Annotated in this window: 15 protein-coding genes; 5 read left to right on the top strand and 10 right to left on the bottom strand. The window is 72.6% G+C overall.

Annotated elements, in window-relative coordinates; genetic code table 11:
• Window positions 1-4: 4 nt before the first annotated feature.
• Genes ACIGXO_RS23740 through ACIGXO_RS23730 form a run of 3 tightly spaced genes read right to left on the bottom strand, consistent with a single transcriptional unit; the run spans window position 5 to window position 4133 of the window.
• Window positions 5-1603 (bottom strand): acyl-CoA carboxylase subunit beta, encoded by a 1599-nt coding sequence (locus ACIGXO_RS23740; RefSeq protein ID WP_399790221.1) that lies wholly within the window; start codon window positions 1601-1603, stop codon window positions 5-7.
• A complete protein-coding gene (locus ACIGXO_RS23735) occupies window positions 1600-3321 on the bottom strand; it encodes an acyclic terpene utilization AtuA family protein (RefSeq protein WP_399790218.1) in 1722 nt (573 codons plus the stop codon). Before ACIGXO_RS23735 ends, ACIGXO_RS23740 begins: the two co-directional genes overlap by 4 nt.
• Window positions 3318-4133 carry a TIGR03084 family metal-binding protein gene (locus ACIGXO_RS23730; protein WP_399790216.1) on the bottom strand — a complete coding sequence of 272 codons (816 nt, stop codon included), beginning with the start codon at window positions 4131-4133 and terminating at the stop codon, window positions 3318-3320. The genes ACIGXO_RS23735 and ACIGXO_RS23730 overlap by 4 nt, the downstream gene beginning before the upstream one ends.
• Before the next feature lie 300 nt (window positions 4134-4433).
• Here ACIGXO_RS23730 and ACIGXO_RS23725 point away from each other — a divergent pair, with 300 nt between their 5' ends.
• Window positions 4434-4733: a cupin domain-containing protein gene (locus tag ACIGXO_RS23725; protein ID WP_399790631.1), complete on the top strand. Its 300-nt coding sequence runs from the start codon at window positions 4434-4436 to the stop codon at window positions 4731-4733.
• 30 nt (window positions 4734-4763) lie between these two features.
• Here ACIGXO_RS23725 and ACIGXO_RS23720 read toward each other — a convergent pair whose 3' ends face one another.
• From ACIGXO_RS23720 to ACIGXO_RS23710, 3 genes are all read right to left on the bottom strand, one after another.
• A complete protein-coding gene (locus ACIGXO_RS23720) occupies window positions 4764-5867 on the bottom strand; it encodes a teichoic acid biosynthesis protein C (protein WP_399790214.1) in 1104 nt (367 codons plus the stop codon).
• Between the two features lie 171 nt (window positions 5868-6038).
• Window positions 6039-6869, bottom strand: coding sequence for an EamA family transporter (locus ACIGXO_RS23715; protein WP_399790627.1), 831 nt, complete (start codon window positions 6867-6869; stop codon window positions 6039-6041).
• 241 nt (window positions 6870-7110) lie between these two features.
• Entirely contained in the window at window positions 7111-9978 is a 2868-nt protein-coding gene (locus tag ACIGXO_RS23710) for an FAD-binding and (Fe-S)-binding domain-containing protein (protein WP_399790211.1), read from the bottom strand.
• Between the two features lie 149 nt (window positions 9979-10127).
• Here ACIGXO_RS23710 and serC point away from each other — a divergent pair, with 149 nt between their 5' ends.
• Window positions 10128-11246, top strand: coding sequence for a phosphoserine transaminase (gene serC, locus ACIGXO_RS23705; protein ID WP_399790209.1), 1119 nt, complete (start codon window positions 10128-10130; stop codon window positions 11244-11246).
• Between the two features lie 80 nt (window positions 11247-11326).
• Here serC and ACIGXO_RS23700 read toward each other — a convergent pair whose 3' ends face one another.
• A complete protein-coding gene (locus tag ACIGXO_RS23700; RefSeq protein WP_399790206.1) occupies window positions 11327-12355 on the bottom strand; it encodes a hypothetical protein in 1029 nt (342 codons plus the stop codon).
• 90 nt (window positions 12356-12445) lie between these two features.
• On the opposite strand from ACIGXO_RS23700, the gene ACIGXO_RS23695 reads away from it, so the two are divergent.
• Complete coding sequence (locus ACIGXO_RS23695) at window positions 12446-13132, top strand: GDSL-type esterase/lipase family protein (RefSeq protein WP_399790203.1); 687 nt, start codon at window positions 12446-12448, stop codon at window positions 13130-13132.
• A gap of 29 nt (window positions 13133-13161) precedes the next feature.
• Here the strand turns inward: ACIGXO_RS23695 and ACIGXO_RS23690 are convergent, their stop codons facing one another.
• The 3 genes from ACIGXO_RS23690 to ACIGXO_RS23680 all read right to left on the bottom strand — a co-directional run bounded on the left by ACIGXO_RS23690 (window position 13162) and on the right by ACIGXO_RS23680 (window position 15185).
• Window positions 13162-13614 carry a VOC family protein gene (locus ACIGXO_RS23690; protein WP_399790200.1) on the bottom strand — a complete coding sequence of 151 codons (453 nt, stop codon included), beginning with the start codon at window positions 13612-13614 and terminating at the stop codon, window positions 13162-13164.
• A 129-nt stretch (window positions 13615-13743) separates the two neighbouring features.
• The gene (locus tag ACIGXO_RS23685; RefSeq protein ID WP_399790198.1) at window positions 13744-14499 is read right to left on the bottom strand and encodes a hypothetical protein; all 756 of its coding nucleotides are present in this window, start codon (window positions 14497-14499) and stop codon (window positions 13744-13746) included.
• Between the two features lie 266 nt (window positions 14500-14765).
• Window positions 14766-15185, bottom strand: a complete 420-nt coding sequence (locus ACIGXO_RS23680) for a hypothetical protein (RefSeq protein ID WP_399790195.1) — start codon at window positions 15183-15185, stop codon at window positions 14766-14768.
• A 107-nt stretch (window positions 15186-15292) separates the two neighbouring features.
• Between ACIGXO_RS23680 and ACIGXO_RS23675 the strand changes: the two genes are divergently transcribed.
• Together ACIGXO_RS23675 and ACIGXO_RS23670 are read left to right on the top strand one after the other, a co-directional pair.
• A complete protein-coding gene (locus ACIGXO_RS23675) occupies window positions 15293-16069 on the top strand; it encodes a helix-turn-helix domain-containing protein (protein ID WP_399790624.1) in 777 nt (258 codons plus the stop codon).
• A complete protein-coding gene (locus ACIGXO_RS23670; protein WP_399790193.1) occupies window positions 16066-16311 on the top strand; it encodes a DUF397 domain-containing protein in 246 nt (81 codons plus the stop codon). The genes ACIGXO_RS23675 and ACIGXO_RS23670 overlap by 4 nt, the downstream gene beginning before the upstream one ends.
• Window positions 16312-16329 lie beyond the last annotated feature (18 nt).

Below are 16329 nucleotides of genomic sequence, written 5' to 3'. Positions count from 1 at the left end.
AACCTCACATCCGGAAGACGCCGAAGCCACTTCGCGCGCCTTCGTAAGGCGCCGTGTGGATCGCGGACAGGCACAGGCCCAGGACAGTTCGGGTGTCGCGCGGGTCGATGACGCCGTCGTCGTAGAGCCGCCCGGACAGGAACATCGGCAGCGACTCGGACTCGATCTGCTGCTCGACCATCGCGCGCAGCCCGGCGTCCGCCTCGTCGTCGTACGGCTGCCCCTTCGCAGCCGCCGAGGCGCGGGCCACGATCGACAGCACGCCCGCGAGCTGCTGCGGCCCCATGACGGCCGACTTGGCGCTCGGCCAGGCGAAGAGGAAGCGCGGGTCGTAGGCCCGGCCGCACATGCCGTAGTGGCCCGCGCCGTACGAAGCGCCCATCAGCACGGACAGATGCGGGACCGTCGAATTGGACACCGCATTGATCATCATCGCGCCGTGCTTGATGATCCCGCCCTGTTCGTACTCCTTGCCGACCATGTAGCCGGTGGTGTTGTGCAGGAAGAGCAGCGGGATGTCGCGCTGGTTGGCGAGCTGGATGAACTGGGCGGCCTTCTGCGACTCCTCGCTGAAGAGCACGCCCTGGGCGTTGGCGAGGATGCCCACCGGGTAGCCGTGCAGCCGCGCCCACCCGGTCGTGAGCGAGGGCCCGTACAGCGGCTTGAACTCGTCGAAGTCCGAGCCGTCGACGAGGCGGGCGATGACCTCGCGCGGATCGAAGGGAATCTTGAGATCCCCCGGGACGATGCCCAGCAGCTCGTCCTGGTCGTACTTGGGGGGCTCGGCGAGCGCCGGATCGGCGTGCGCCTTGCGCCAGTTGAGACGGGCGACGACACGGCGGGCCTGGCGCAGCGCGTCCGGCTCGTCGACAGCGAAGTAGTCCGCGAGCCCGGACGTACGGGCGTGCATCTCGGCGCCGCCGAGGGACTCGTCGTCGCTCTCCTCACCGGTGGCCATCTTCACCAGCGGCGGCCCGCCGAGGAAGACCTTGGCCCGCTCCTTGACCATGATCACGTGGTCGGACATGCCGGGGACGTACGCGCCGCCGGCCGTGGAGTTCCCGAAGACGACGGCGACGGTCGGGATGCCGGCCGCGGACAGCCGGGTGATGTCCTTGAAGAGCGCCCCGCCCGGGATGAAGATCTCCTTCTGGCTGGGCAGGTCCGCGCCGCCCGACTCCACCAGCGACACCACGGGCAGCCGGTTGGCGTACGCGATCTCGTTCGCGCGCAGCGCCTTCTTCAGCGTCCAGGGGTTGGAGGCGCCGCCGCGTACGGTCGGGTCATTGGCGGTGATCAGGCACTCCACGCCCTCGATCACGCCGATCCCGGTGACCAGCGAGGCGCCCACCTGGTAGTCGCTCCCCCACGCGGCGAGCGGGGACAGCTCCAGGAAGGGGGTGTCGGGGTCGAGGAGCAGCTCGATGCGTTCGCGGGCGAGCAGCTTGCCGCGCTTGCGGTGCCGCTCGACGTACTTCTCGCCGCCCCCGCCGACCGCCTTGGCCTGCTCGGCGGCCAGCTCGTCCAGCTTGGCGAGCAGCGCCGCGCGGTTCTCCGCGTACTCGGGGCTCGCGGTGTCCAGCCCTGTGCCGAGCACAGTCACAGCAGTACCTCCGGTATGTCCAGGTGGCGGGCGCGGAGCCACTCGCCGACGGCCTTGGCCTGCGGGTCGAAGCGGGCCTGCGAGGCCACGCCCGCGCCCAGCAGTCCGTCGATCACGAAGTTCAGCGCCCGCAGGTTCGGCAGCACGTGCCGCTCGACGGGCAGCGTCGCGGCCTCCGGGAGGAGGGCGTGCAGCCGGTCGGTGGTCAGCTCGTGCGCCAGCCACCGCCACGCCTCCTCGGTGCGCGCCCACACCCCGACGTTGGCCGCGCCGCCCTTGTCGCCGCTGCGGGCCCCGGCGACGAGGCCGAGCGGGGCGCGGCGGGTGGGGCCGTCGTGGTGCAGCGGCTCGGGCAGCGGAGGGTCGGGCTCGCGCGCCAACTCCCTTGTTGCGCTTGGTGGTTCGACGTTCACGCGACGGCCGTCCGGCAGTACGGCGACGTGCGGGGCCTCCCCCGCCGGTACGTACGCCGCCTCGAAGACGCCGTACGGGGCGCCCTTGCCGGGCGGTGCCGTGACGTGGAAGCCCGGGTAGCTGCCGAGGGCCAGCTCGACCGCCGCGCCGCTGATGACCCGGCCGACCGCGTCCTGGTCCGGGTCCCGGACCACCAGCCGCAGCAGCGCGCTGGCCTCCTCCTCGGCCGCCGCGTCCGGGTGGTCGGTGCGGGCGAGGTGCCAGTCCACCTCGGCGGGCCGCCGCCCGGCCGCCGCGAAGGCCGCCTCCATCTGCTCGCGCACGAGCTGAGCCTTGAGCTCCACGTCCAGCCCGGTGAGGACGAACGTGACCTCGTTGCGCCAGCCGCCGAGCCGGGTCAGCCCGGCCTTGAGCGTGGGCGGCGGCGCCTCACCGCGCACGCCGTCGAGGCGCACCCGGTCAGGGCCGTCCTCGGTCAGCCGTACGGAGTCCAGCCGGGCGGTCACGTCGGGCCCGGCGTACCGCGCGCCCGTCGTCTCGTACAGCAGCTGCGCGGTGACCGTGCCGACCGTGACGGCGCCGCCGGTGCCCGGGTGCTTGGTGATCACCGACGAGCCGTCCTCGGCGATCTCGGCGAGCGGGAAGCCGGGGCGGTGCACGTCCAGGGCGCCGAAGAAGGAGTAGTTGCCGCCGGTGGCCTGGGTGCCGCACTCCAGGACGTGCCCGGCGAGCACCGCGCCCGCCAGCCGGTCGTACTCGTCGGGCCGCCACCCGAAGTGCGCGGCCGCCGCGCCGCTGACCAGCGCGGCGTCGGTGACGCGGCCGGTGACGACGATCCCGGCGCCGGCCCGCAGGCACTCCGCGATGCCGCCCCCGCCGAGGTAGGCGTTGGCGGTCAGGGTCCCCGCGGGCCACCCGGGCCGGGCAAGCAGATCATCGCCCTCGACGTGCGCGACGCGCACCGGTACGCCGACCTTGTCCGCCAACTCCCTTACCGCGTCGGCGAGTCCGGCCGGGTTGAGGCCGCCCGCATTGGTGACGATCCGTACGCCGCGCTCGGCGGCCAGTCCGAGGCAGGTCTCCAGCTGCCGCAGGAAGGTCTTCGCGTAGCCGCGGCCGGGGTCCTTCAGGCGGTCCCGGCCCAGGATGAGCATGGTGAGTTCGGCGAGGTAGTCGCCGGTGAGGATGTCGAGGGGGCCGCCGGTGAGCATCTCCTCCAGCGCACTGAAGCGGTCGCCGTAGAAGCCGGAGGCGTTGCCTACGCGCAGGGGTGCGGTGGGTGGCTGCGGTTCCGGGCGGGTCACGCGGTGGGCTCCTTCGGGGCGGCGGCCGAGCGGGGGCCGCGGCCCGGGCCCGGCGGCCCGGCGAACGCCTGGGCGATGCCCAGCCACCGGTCGGCCTCCGCGCCCTCGGCCCGTACGTCCACGTCGTCACGGTGCGCCCGCTGGGTGACCAGCAGGCAGAAGCCGAGCGCGTCGCCGGTCACCCGCTGCGCCGCGTCCTCGGGGCCGTACGTCCACACCCCGCCGTCCGGGCCCGGTGCCCGCAGCTCGACGCGGAACTCCTCCTCCGGGGGCGTGAGCCCGTGCGCCAGGTAGGCGAAGTTCCGGGCCCGTACGCCGATGTGGGCGACGTGCCGCAGCCGGGCGGTCGGCTCCCGTACGACGCCCAGCGCGTCGGCGACGTCCTGGCCGTGCGCCCAGGTCTCCATCAGCCGGGCGGTGGCCATCGAGGTGATGCTCATGGGCGGGCCGAACCAGGGCAGCCGGCCTCCGGTGTACGCGGCGAGCGCGTCGTGCAGCGCCTCGCGGCCCCCGCGCCAGTGGGCCAGCAGTTCGGCGGGCGGCCGGCGGGCCCCTTCCTCGGCGCCTTCGTCGACGAAGGTGTCCGGGGAGGCGAGCGCCGCCTCGGCGGCGCGCCGGAAGCCGTCCGGGTCGGTGGCCGCCAGCAGCGCCTGCTGGTCGGTCCAGGCGAGGTGGGCGATCTGGTGGGCGATCGTCCAGCCCGCGGCGGGCGTCGGCGTCGCCCAGCGGCCCGCGGCGAGCGGCCCCACGAGGGCGTCCAGCGCCTGGCCCTCCGCGCGCAGATCGGCGAGCACCGGGCTCGGGTCGGACACGCTGCACTCCCCTCATCGGGCCCGACTCACTGGCGGGCGGGCCGCGTTGACGTGTGTGGTGGTGCGGCTACGAGAGTGGCAGCAGGCACAGAAACAATCAAGCATGCCTGCATGATTTTGTCGGCGTGAGTGGCCGCCGCTCCCGGATGGTGGGCCCCGGCGGGCGGGCGCACCATGGAGAAAGGGGGGACTTTGCCCTATTGAACGAAGGGATGATCCCCCATGCTTGGAGTGAAGACGACCCTTGAGGTCAAGGCGATCGATCAACCGGACGAACGGCGCGAGTTCCCCCGCGGCCACATGGAAGCCGTCCACCTGCCCGGGCTGGACTTCGCCAGGGCGACCTTCGAACCGGGCTGGCGCTGGTCCGAGTCCCTGGCCCCGGTCGCGGGGACCAGCAGCTGCGAGGTGCCGCACAACGGCTACATCGTGCAGGGCCGGATGCACGTCCGCATGGACGACGGCACGGAGGCCGACGGCGGCCCCGGCGATGTCTTCGTGATCTCTCCCGGGCACGACGCCTGGGTCGTGGGCGACGAGCCGGTCGTGGTGTTCGACTTCGCCGGCGTCATGGCCCAGCAGTACGCGAAGCCGCAGTAGGAGTTCAGCGGCAGGAGTCCGGTCCGTGTGTCAGCCGCCGTGCGCGTACAGCGAGAAGCGGCGGCGGTTGACCTTGCCCGAGGTGAAGCCCGCGACCAGGCGTTCGCCGCCGCGGTGCAGTACGGCCAGGCCCTCCGGCTCGCGCGGGTGCAGCTTCTGCCCCGCGCGTGTGCGGACCTCCTGCACGATCGCGCCGCTGCGCATGTCGACGCAGGTCAGGCGGGCGTTGCCGGGCCCGGATGCCGGGTTGCCGGGGCCGTAGGGGCTGCCGGTGAGCTGGTACGCGTAGTTCCCCGACAGCGCCAGTCCCTGGTGGAAGACGCCCTTGCGCAGGAGCGGCTGCGCGACGTCGGCGAGCGGCTTCGGGCTGCCCGCGCCGAAGTCGTCCAGGTCGTAGAGCGCGTAGCGGTAGACGCCGGTCGGGCGGCGGTAGCGGAGCAGCAGGCGGCGGGTGGTCATGTCGACCGCCGGCTGGTTCTTCGTGGTGCCGGGCTGCGGCCGGTACGTGCGCAGCGCACGGTCGTCGGCCCGCAGCACCCGGTTCGGGGCGTAGGGGAAGCGGGCGATGCCGCGGCCGTAGCCGGAGGCGGGGTTGACGTCCCACTCCGTCCAGAGGAGCGGCGCCTTCCCGGGCCGGTGCTGCACGCCGAGGGTGCCGCCGTGCCCGAAGCCCTTGAGGAACATCCGGTCCTTCAGCTTCCCCGACATGGTGAGGCGGTTCAGGCACAGGTCGCCGCGGCTGGCCCGCTGCGCGTGGCTGTACGTGCGCCCCTCGCCCTTGAGGCGGACGCCGCCCTGCACGATCTGGAGGGCGTAGATGTACCCGGCCGCCTCGTCGAACGCGAAGGACTGCAGGACGGAGAAGTGCGTGAGGCGCTTCTTGAGCAGCAGCGGCTCGGCCGGGCCGGTCAGGTCGATCCAGTCGCCCGGGGCCCGCGCGGGGAAGGCGGGGGCGGGCTTCACGGTGGGCACGTCGGCCGCGGGCTTCTTGTCGGGCAGTGGCGCGTCGTACGGGACGCCGCCCGGGCCGGGTGGCCTCGGTGCGGCTTCGGCCCGGCCGGTCAGCAGCACCGGGCCGCCGAGGACCGCGGCGCCTCCGAACCTGAGAAGTTCCCTGCGCCCGATCCCCGTCATACCGCGTCGCCCCTCCGTCGCCGTTCCGTACGTCGTCGTCCGTACGTCTTCCGTTCCGTACAGCGAGACGTGTGACCGGTGACGGACAGGCGCCACACGCGTTTTCCGGCGGCTTCATCCATCCGCCCCCGGCCGCTCACACCAACGGCCCCCACGGGCCGGCGGCGGGGGTCAGTGCGCGGAGCCGGCCGAGCGGACGGCGCCGACGCTCGCGAGGACGACCATGGCGATGGCGGCGATCTCCGCCCAGCCGAGCGCCTGATGCAGGACCAGGAAGCCCGCCGTCGCGGCGGCGGCCGGCTCCAGGCTCATCATCACGGCGAAGCCGGACGCCGGGAGCCTGCGCAGGGCCAGCAGCTCCAGGGTGTACGGCAGCACCGAGGACATCAGCGCGACGGCCGCGCCGAGGCCGAGCGTCACGGGGTCGATCAGCGCCGGACCGGCGGACGCGATGCCCAGCGGCAGGCTGAGGAGCGCCGCGACCGTCATCGCCAGCGCCAGCCCGTCCGCCTGCGGGAAGCGCTGTCCCGCGCGTGCGGACAGCAGGATGTACGCGGCCCACAGCGCGCCGGCGGCCAGCGCGAAGCCGGCGCCGGCCGCGTTCAGCCCGTCGAAGCCCCCGCGGCCCAGCAGCGCGACGCCGCCCAGCGCGAGCGCCGCCCACACCAGGCTGAGCGCGCGCCGCGAGGTCACGATCGACAGGATCAGCGGGCCGAGGAACTCCAGGGTGACGGCCGCGCCCAGCGGGATGCGGTCGATGGCCTGGTAGAAGAGCGAGTTCATGCCGGCCAGCGCGATGCCGAAGCCGACGACGGTGGCCCAGTCGCCGCGCGAGTAGCCGCGCAGCTTCGGGCGGCAGGCCACGAGCAGGACCAGCGCCGCGACGACGAGGCGCAGGGTGACCACGCCGAGCGCACCGGCCCGCGGGAACAGCAGTACCGCCACCGACGAGCCGAACTGCAGCGAGACGATCCCGCCGATGACCAGCCCGACCGAGATCATGCGCGCGCGGGAGCCGCCGGCCCGCTCGGCCCGCCGTACCTCGTCCGAGGCCGGTACCGCCGCGAGCTCCGCGGGCTCACGGGCGTCCGGGAGGCCGGCGGAGGAGCTGGAGCGCGAGCCGGCCTGCGGGCCGGACTGGGGAGACGAGTGGTTCACGTACCCCAAGCTAAGGGCCACCGCCCCGGTTGGTGAAATGCGCTTCAGCGGCTTTAGGTACTGACAGAGGTTTCCGGCCGGACCGTCACAGGTGCTCCGCCAGTACCTCCGCCAAGTGGCGCCCCGGCCGCGCGCCCAGCTGCGCCAGCTGCGTACGGCAGGAGAAGCCGTCGGCGACGATCTCCGCGTCCGGGGCCGCCTCCCGTACCGCAGGCAGCAGCTGCTCCTCCGCGCACGCCACGGACACGTCGTAATGGCCGCGCTCGAAGCCGAAATTGCCCGCGAGGCCGCAGCAGCCGCCGCTCAGCTCGCCGGTCAGCCCGGCGCGCTCGCGCAGCCTGCGCTCCGCCGCGTCCCCGAGCACCGCGTGCTGGTGGCAGTGGGTCTGCCCGGCCACCGGTCGGTCGACGCGGGGCGGCCGCCAGTCCGGCGCGTACTCCTCCAGGTACTGCGCGAAGGTGCGGACGGAGCCGGCCAGCTCGGCGGCGCGGGGATCGTCCGGCAGCAGCTCGGGGAGGTCGGTGCGGAGGGTCGCGGCGCAGCTCGGCTCCAGGACGACGACCGGCGAGCCGAGCGACGTCTCGACGTGGTCCAGCGTGCGCCGCATGACCTTGCGGGCCTGGTCGAGCTGGCCGGTGGAGACGTAGGTCAGGCCGCAGCAGACGGGCTTCTGGTCGCCACGGCCGGGAATCAGGACCTCCCTGCCGGTCGCCTCCAGGACCTTGACGGCGGCCCGTCCGACGGACGGCGCCAGGTGGTTGGTGAAGGTGTCCGGCCAGAGGAAGGCGACCCGGTCGCTGGAGAAGATGTGCGTACCGTCGCCGAGGCGCGCCCGGGAGTGGCGGTCCAGCCAGCGCGTGAACGGCTCCGGCGCGATCTCGGGGATCGTGCGCTCCGGCGCGATACCGCCCGCCCGTTTGGCCAGCGCGGCGAGCGGCCCGACCCGGGCCGCCGCGTTGATCACGGGCGCCAGCCGGGAGATGGCGGCGGCCCGCAGCCACAGCGGCAGCCGCCCCATGGCGTAGTGCGCGGCGGGCCGCAGCCGCCCTTCGTAGTGGTGGTGCAGGAACTCCGCCTTGTACGTCGCCATGTCGACACCCACCGGGCAGTCGCTGCGGCAGCCCTTGCAGGACAGGCACAGGTCCAGCGCGTCGCGCACCTCTGTCGACCGCCAGCCGTCCGTGACGATGTCACCGGCGAGCATCTCGTGCAGCAGCCGGGCGCGGCCGCGGGTCGAGTGCTGCTCCTCGCCGGTCGCCCGGAAGGAGGGGCACATCACGCCCGCGCCGGAGACGGAGGTGTTGCGGCACTTGGCGACGCCGACGCAGCGGCGGACGGCGGCGGAGAAGTCGCCCTTGTCGTGCGGATACCCGAACTCCACGTCGACCGGCTTCTTCGGCAGCACGGCGAAGCGGAGGTTCTCGTCCATGCGGTCCGGGCGGACGAGCATGCCGGGGTTGAGCCCGCCCGCCGGGTCCCACACGTCCTTGAAGCGCCCGAAGAGGCCGACGAGTTCCGTCCCGTACATCTTCGGCAGCAGTTCGGCGCGCGCCTGCCCGTCGCCGTGCTCGCCGGACAGCGACCCGCCGTGCGCGACGACGAGATCCGCCAGGTCGTGCGAGAAGTCCCGGAAGCGCCGGATGCCCGGCTCGCTCAGCAGGTCGAAGTCGATGCGTACGTGGATGCAGCCGTCCCCGAAGTGGCCGTACGGGGTGCCGCGCAGCCCATGCTGTCCGAGCAGCGCCCGGAAGTCGCGCAGGTAGCCGCCGAGCCGCGCCGGCGGCACGGCGCAGTCCTCCCAGCCGGGCCACGCCTCGCTCCCGTCGGGCATCCGCGTCGCCGTCCCCGACGCGTCCTCCCGGACCCGCCACAGCGCGCGCTGCCCCGCCGGATCCGACACGAGCAGATGGTCCGTGACCCCGTCCGCGGCCGCCGCCCGGCACAGCTCCTCCGCGCGCGCCCGCGCCTCCTCCGGCGATCCGCCGCCCATCTCCACGAAGAGCCACGCCCCGCCCTTGGGCAGCCCACCAGGGTCGGGCACCAGGTCGGACGCCATGCCCTCCACCGTCAGCGGCCGATACGGCAGCAGGGTGTGCGCGGCCTCGGCGGCGGCGCTCTCGTCCGGGTACCCCAGTACGGCGAGGACCCTGGCGGCCGGCGCCTCGACCAGCTTCACCGTCGCCTCGGTCAGCACGCCGAGGGTGCCCTCGCTCCCGGTGAGCGCCCGGGCGAGATCGACGCCGTGCTCCGGGAGCAGGGCGTCCAGCGCGTACCCGGAGATCCGGCGCGGCAGCTCGGGGAAACCGGTGCGCAGCAGCGCGAGGTCCCCGTCGACCAGGGCGCGCACGCCGTCCGCGAGGGCGCCCGGCACGCCGTCCCAGCCCTGTCCCGCGCGGACGCGCTCGCCCCCGTACGTCAGCACGTCCAGCGCGCTCACGTTGTCCGCCGTCGTCCCCCAGGCCACCGAGTGCGAGCCGCAGGAGTTGTTGCCGATCATGCCGCCGATCGTGCAGCGGCTGTGCGTGGACGGGTCGGGCCCGAAGGTCAGGCCGTGCGCGGCGGCCGCGGTGCGCAGCTCGTCGCAGATCACACCCGGCTGGACCACGGCCGTCCGCGCCTCCGGGTCCAGCGACACGATCCGCCGCATGTGCCGGGTGAAGTCCAGCACCACGCCCGTGCCGGTGGCCTGCCCCGCGATGGACGTACCGCCGCCGCGCGGCACGACGGGCACGCCGTGCTCCCGGCAGACCGCGAGGGCGGCCGCGACGTCTTCCGCGTCCCGCGGTGTGACGACGGCCCGCGGCACCCGCCGGTAGTTCGACGCGTCCATGGTCACCAGCGCGCGGTCCGCCGCGGTGCCCGACACCTCCCCGCGTACGGCCGACGCCAAGGCCCGTACCAGCTCCTGGTCCGCCGTTCCTGTCCCTGTCTCCCTCTGCGCACGCTCAGCCATACCCCTCAGCCTGCCCCGCGGAGCGGCGGGAGATGGCCCACGACGCCCGGCCATCCCCGGACACCTGCGTCTCGTCCATCTCGGACACATGCGTCTCAACGGCTGGACTCCGGTCAGACCCCGGCGGCCCGACGGATTAGGCTTCATACGTGGCTGAGATCCAGATTCCCGCTGACATCAAGCCCGCCGACGGACGTTTCGGCGCTGGCCCCTCCAAGGTGCGTACGGAGGCGCTCGACGCCCTGGCCGCCACCGGAACCTCCCTCCTCGGCACCTCCCACCGCCAGGCCCCGGTCAAGAACCTGGTCGGCAAGGTGCGCGAGGGCGTTCGCGACCTCTTCCAGCTCCCCGAGGGCTACGAGGTCGTCCTGGGCAACGGCGGCTCGACCGCCTTCTGGGACATCGCGACGCACGGCCTGATCGAGCGCAAGTCCCAGCACCTCTCCTTCGGCGAGTTCTCCTCGAAGTTCGCCAAGGCCAGCAAGCTCGCGCCCTGGCTGGAGGAGCCGACCGTCATCTCCTCCGACCCCGGTACGCACCCGGAGCCGCAGGCCGAGGCCGGCGTGGACGTCTACGCCTTCACCCACAACGAGACCTCCACCGGTGTCGCCGCGCCCATCAAGCGCGTCGCGGGCGCCGACGAGGGCTCCCTCGTCCTGGTCGACGCCACCTCCGGCGCGGGCGGCCTCCCGGTCGACATCACCGAGACGGACGTCTACTACTTCGCCCCGCAGAAGTCCTTCGCCTCCGACGGCGGCCTGTGGATCGGCGTGTTCTCGCCCGCGGCCCTGGAGCGCGCCCGCGCGGTCCACGCCTCCGGCCGCCACGTCCCGGAGTTCTTCTCGCTGCCGACGGCGATCGACAACTCGCTGAAGAACCAGACGTACAACACCCCCGCCCTCTCCACCCTCTTCCTGCTCAACGAGCAGCTGGAGTGGATCAACGGCCAGGGCGGCCTGGACTGGGCGGTCCGCCGCACCGCGACCTCCTCCCGCACGCTGTACGGCTGGGCCGAGGACTCCAAGTACGCCACCCCGTTCGTCACCGACCCGGCGAAGCGCTCGCAGGTCATCGGCACGATCGACTTCAACGAGGACGTGGACGCCGCGGCCGTGGCCAAGGTCCTGCGCGCCAACGGCATCGTCGACACCGACCCGTACCGCAAGCTCGGCCGCAACCAGCTGCGCATCGCGATGTTCCCGGCGATCGACCCGGCGGACGTCGAGGCCCTCACGACCTGCATCGACTACGTGATCGACAAGCTCTGATCACTCCGGTCGCGCAGCCGCGCTGACACACGAAGGGGCCCCGGCGAGACGATCGCCGGGGCCCCTTGCGCATTCCGCGCTCAGCGGCGGCCGCGGCGGCGGATGGCCAGTACGGCTGCGATGGCCACGCCGATGACGATGATGCCGGTGACGGCCGGGCTGCTCTTCTCCGAGGAGTCGGACGAATCGGAGGAGTCTGACGAATCGGAGGAGCCGCCCGTACTGTCGACGCCCGGTGTGGCGGATGCGTCTCCGGACGTCGAGTCCGGGAGCTGTCTCCCGTTCAGGCCGACCGGCTCGACCCGGCTGTTCGCGCCCTCCGAGCCGAACATCAGCGTGCGGCCGTCCGGGGTGAACGTGACCGACTCGCCCTGGCCCTGGATCGGTACGCCCACGCTGCCGATGTCGTCCTTCGGGCGGCCGTCCTGCCAGCGGAACATCCGCCCGCCGAAGTAGCTGCGCAGCATCAGGCGGGACCCGTCCGGCGAGAACGCGCCGTCGGTGACCCACATGTCGATGCCCGTGACGCGCCGGAAGACGTTCGGGCCGGCGGTACTCAGCCGCTCCGGGCCCGCGTACAGCGCGGCCCCGCCGTCCTCCTTCTTCGACACGACGTACACCCGCCCGGTCTTCGGATGGACCATCATCGCCTCGGCGTTCCGCGGCCCGTCCGCGTACTTCACGTCGTACTGAGTGGCCGTCACCGTCTGGTCGCGCAGCTGCTTCGGCTCCGGGAAGCGGTAGATCCACACGTGGTCCCAGGACCCGTCGAGGTTGTCCCCGATGTCGCCGACGTACACGTCACCATCGGCCCCGATCGAGATCGCCTCGACGTCGCGCGGGTCGCCGACCCCGCGCATCGTGACGGTGGCGACGGTACGGCCGGTCCGGGAGTCCACCGCGTAGACGTACGGCCCGTCGTCGCTGTCGTTGTGCGTCCAGTAGACGCCCGGGTGCGCGCGGCTCGCGGCCAGCCCGCTGGACTCGGTGATCCGCTGATCCTTGATCGTGAACGGTTCCGGGTCGGCGGCGGGCGCGGCCACCGCAGTGGCGGCCGACGCGACCAGCAGGATCCCCGCGGCACCGGCCGCACACAGAAGCGAACGCATGCCCCCAGCTTCCCATCAGCGCGGCGGTCCGCGACGGCGCGTGGGCAGCGTCACGTACCGGCCGGGCCCGCGATCGGCGAAAATGGCCGGATGCGGATCATGTTCGTCGGCGACTCCATGACCATCGGCTCCGCCGGCGACTACACCTGGCGTTACCGCATGTGGCAGCACCTCAACCGGACCTACGGCGGCCCCTACCGCATCGTCGGCCCGCGCGACACGCTGTACGACATCGCGGCGGCCGAGCCCGTCTCGTACGACTACGGCGACTCCGCCTTTCCCGAGCGCGCCCGCCGCCATCTCGCCGGCTGGGGCGAGGGCTGGCTGCACATGGCCCCGCTCATCGGCGAGGCCGTCCGCGCGCACAAGGCCGACACGCTGCTCATCTCCCTCGGCCTCATAGACCTCGGCTTCTACACGGACGCGGACCAGACCGCCGAGAACGCGCGCCGCTTCCTCACGGCGGCCCGCGCCGCGCGGCCGCACGTCCGGGCCGTACTGATGCCCGTCATCCCCAACGTACGGGCGTCCGGCGACCCCGACTTCGCCGCCCAGTGCGACCGTTTCAACGAGCTGCTGGCCAAGGCCGTCGCCGACCTCTCCACCCCGGCGTCCCCGCTGCTCCTCGCGTCGCCCCCGGAGGACTACTCCCTGGACCGCGACACGTACGACGGCACGCACCCGTCGCCGTCGGGCGAGCACCTGCTCGCTGCCGCCTTCGCCGACGCGATGCACCAGGCGTGGGACGTGGGCGGTCCGTACGAGCCGGCGGCCTGATCGCAGCCGGGCCGGGCCGTGTCCGGCGGCTAGCCCTGGAGCAGCGCGTTGCCCCGCTGGGCGACCTCCTCCGGCGAGAGCTCCTCGACCTGGGTCAGGAAGACCCAGACGTGTCCGAAGGGGTCCCTCAGCATGACGGTCCGGTCGCCGTAGAACATGTCGGTGGGCGGCTGGAGCGACTCCGCCCCGGCGGCGACGGCCCGGCGGTACAGCGTGTCGACATCGTCGACGTACACGTGCAGACCCACCGTCGTGCCGCCCGCTTGCCGCGGCGTGCGGAACGCGCCGTCCCCGTCGCCGACCATGATCACCGAATCCTGGATCCGCATCTCGGCGTGCAGAATCCGCCCGTCGGGGCGAGCGATACGCATGATTTCCTCGGCGCCGAACGCGGTCGCGTAGAAGGCCATCGCCTCGGCGGCGCCGTCGATCATGAGGTGCGGGACCGCGGCGTGGCGGTAACGGCCGGGAATGGCGGGCATGAGATGTCCCTCCTGGTCAGAGCCGGGGCGCTTGCTCGGCGACGGGACCGACGCTATGACCTCAAGTTTCCTTGAGGTCAAGGCGGCAGTCCCGCAGGGCACGCAGATCGGGTGGCACCGAGGGCAGGCTCAGTAGGCCAGGACGACACAGCCGTTGCCGCCGTTGGTGCCGGGCTTGCCGTTGCCGAGCGGGCCGCCGCCCGCTCCCCCGTTACCGCCGACACCGGTCCCGGCGGGGCACTCCTCCGGCACGCCACTGCCCGCAGCGCCGCCCTTGCCGCCTGCCCCACCTGTGACGAGGCCGTCCTTGCCGTCGTCGCCCGGCTCGCCGGGCTGTGCCTCCGTGAAGTCGCTGCAGGTGCGGGACTGGCCGCCGGCGGTACCGCCTCGCCCCGCACCCCCGGCCAGTTCGCCGCCACCGCCCTGACCGCCGTTGGCTCCCGCCGAGGTCGCAAATCGCGATCCCGGACCCACGACGGTGGTCGCCACCCGGCCGGTCTTCCCGGATTCTCCCGCCCTGCCGAGGGGGCGGCCGCTGCCGCCGGCTCCTCCGACACCGCCCGCGGCAACGCGGATCTCGAGGGTGTCGCCTTCCGCGACGCCGAGGCGGCAGTCGATGGTTGTGCCCCCTGCGCCGCCTCCGCCACCGCCGCCGCCGAGGCCGGCGATGCCCTGGCCACCGCCGCCACCGCCCGCGCCGGCGCCGACCACGAGGACGATGACGTTCTCCACCCCCGCCGGGACGGTGAACTCGTGTATGCCGGGCTCGGAGAAGGCCACCGGCGGGGCCGCGTGTGCGGGTCCGGCCACCGCCAAGGGCAGCATCATCCCCGCAGCCAGGGCCAACATCCCCACGGCCCGGGCCGGGCGTCGCGATGCCGTCATCGCATCAACCTCCGTCATGTCACCTGGGCACTTCACTGCCACAGGAACGCTTGGGTCACGGCTCACCCAAGCAACGCAGCACCAGGCCGGACAACGGGCAACGCGGCGTCTCACGGCATACCGGCCACGGCGTACGCCCTCTCCTGTGCCCCAGCCGCCCCAGTCCCCTGGCCACTGCCCACACCGCCCGCCCGCAACGTCTGACCACTCGACCGGATTGGCGCCACTCGAGTGAGTGAACGAGTTGCGCCGCACAGGAGCGGGCCCTAGGCCGGACCGGCCACCACCCGCACCACCACCTCGTGCAGCAACTCCGGCTCCACGTAGGGCGCTTCCGCGCAGGGGAGAGACCGCCACGACAGCGGCCAGGTGTCCCCGTACAGCGCGGGCACCCCGACGAATGCGGCCTCCCGGCCGCCTCTTCCGAGATCGCGCGCCCCGACGGGCCATCGGTATGCCGCGGCGCTCTTCGGCGGCAGCAGGAAGTACGAGTACCGCCCGCCGGTCGCGGTACGGACGACGGGCCCGGCCCGGAAGTCGGTGAACGCCATGATTTCGTACGCGACTTGCTCGCCGGTGAGGTCGGCGATCCGGATGGCGTCGAAGTGGACGCCGACGGACCGGAGCACATGCCCTGAGGCGGGCACCCAGGCCGGCACGAGATTGGGTGAGATTCGCAGGTTCATGACCCGAACCATTCCGCTGCGCGGTTGAGTGTGACCAGTGCCACATGCGGCTCGTGCGAAGCCGTGAACTTGGGGAGGGCGTCGTGTACATGGACGGGAATGCGCGGATGTTCGGCGCGCTACTGAGGTTCTACAGGGAACGGGCCGGACTGACGCAAGAGGCTCTGGGCCAGCGCATCGGCTTCTCCAAGTCGCAGGTGGCCATGGTCGAACGGGGAGCCCGACCGCCCAAGGGCAGCTTCGCCCCGATGTCGGACGACACGCTGAACGCGCAGGGCGCGCTCCTCGTGGCGGCAACGCACTTCCGGGTCAGCCACCTGCCGCGGTGGACCGCGGAGTACGCGGAGGAGGAAGCCAAGGCCCTGGCCCTGTACTCGTATCAGAACCACCTCGTGCCCGGACAGCTCCAGACCGAGGCTTACGCCCGCGCCGTCTTCAACTGCCACTGTCCGCCACTCAACGACGGCGAGGTGGAAGCACGGGTCGCTACCCGATTGGACCGTCAGCAATTGTTCCGCCGCGACCCGGCGCCTGTCGTCAGCTTCGTGCTGGAGCAGATCGCGCTCACCCGGCCACTGGGCGGCCGGGAGGTGCTGAAAGACCAGCTGCACCACATCCTGCGCATCGCTCAGCTGCGCAATGTCGAGGTTCAGGTCATGCCCCCGGACCGGGAGAGTCACGCCGGACTGAACGGACCCATGATTTTGCTGGAGACGGAGGAACGCCGCCGGCTCGCCTACATCGAAGGTCAGAGCGGCGGCTTCTTCGTGGCCGAACAGGCAGACGTCAGCGACCTGTTCGCACGGTATGGCATTCTGCGAGCCCAGGCTCTCAACCCTGAAGAGTCCGCGGAACTCATCGAACAGATGGCAGGCGAGCTATGAAGACCGACCTCAACTGGTTCAAGAGCAGCTACAGCGCCGAGCAGGGCGAATGCGTCGAGGTCGCCGCGGAGTGGACCAAATCCAGCTACAGCGGCGACCAGGGCGAGTGCGTGGAGATCGCGTTGTCGCCCGCCGCCGTCCACGTGCGGGATTCCAAAGACATAGCGCGCCCCGCCCTGTGCGTGTCGGCCGACGCGTGGGCGGCCTTCGTCGGGTTCGCCGCCGCGCACGGGGGCGCTTGATTCGAGCGGACTCCAAGG

Origin of the sequence: Streptomyces sp. NPDC053542 (genome assembly GCF_044544685.1) — a bacterium.
Lineage (GTDB): Bacteria > Actinomycetota > Actinomycetes > Streptomycetales > Streptomycetaceae > Streptomyces.
This window is presented reverse-complemented; position numbering and strand designations above follow the sequence as displayed.

Coding starts and splice junctions, on each gene's coding strand:
- ACIGXO_RS23725 (WP_399790631.1), top strand. CDS start 4,434: ATGGAAGCCGTCCACCTGCCCGGGCTGGACTTCGCCAGGGCGACCTTC.
- ACIGXO_RS23720 (WP_399790214.1), bottom strand. CDS start 5,867: ATGACGGGGATCGGGCGCAGGGAACTTCTCAGGTTCGGAGGCGCCGCG.
- ACIGXO_RS23715 (WP_399790627.1), bottom strand. CDS start 6,869: ATGATCTCGGTCGGGCTGGTCATCGGCGGGATCGTCTCGCTGCAGTTC.
- ACIGXO_RS23710 (WP_399790211.1), bottom strand. CDS start 9,978: ATGGCTGAGCGTGCGCAGAGGGAGACAGGGACAGGAACGGCGGACCAG.
- ACIGXO_RS23700 (WP_399790206.1), bottom strand. CDS start 12,355: ATGCGTTCGCTTCTGTGTGCGGCCGGTGCCGCGGGGATCCTGCTGGTC.
- ACIGXO_RS23695 (WP_399790203.1), top strand. CDS start 12,446: ATGCGGATCATGTTCGTCGGCGACTCCATGACCATCGGCTCCGCCGGC.
- ACIGXO_RS23690 (WP_399790200.1), bottom strand. CDS start 13,614: ATGCCCGCCATTCCCGGCCGTTACCGCCACGCCGCGGTCCCGCACCTC.
- ACIGXO_RS23685 (WP_399790198.1), bottom strand. CDS start 14,499: ATGACGGCATCGCGACGCCCGGCCCGGGCCGTGGGGATGTTGGCCCTG.
- ACIGXO_RS23680 (WP_399790195.1), bottom strand. CDS start 15,185: ATGAACCTGCGAATCTCACCCAATCTCGTGCCGGCCTGGGTGCCCGCC.
- ACIGXO_RS23675 (WP_399790624.1), top strand. CDS start 15,293: ATGTTCGGCGCGCTACTGAGGTTCTACAGGGAACGGGCCGGACTGACG.
- ACIGXO_RS23670 (WP_399790193.1), top strand. CDS start 16,066: ATGAAGACCGACCTCAACTGGTTCAAGAGCAGCTACAGCGCCGAGCAG.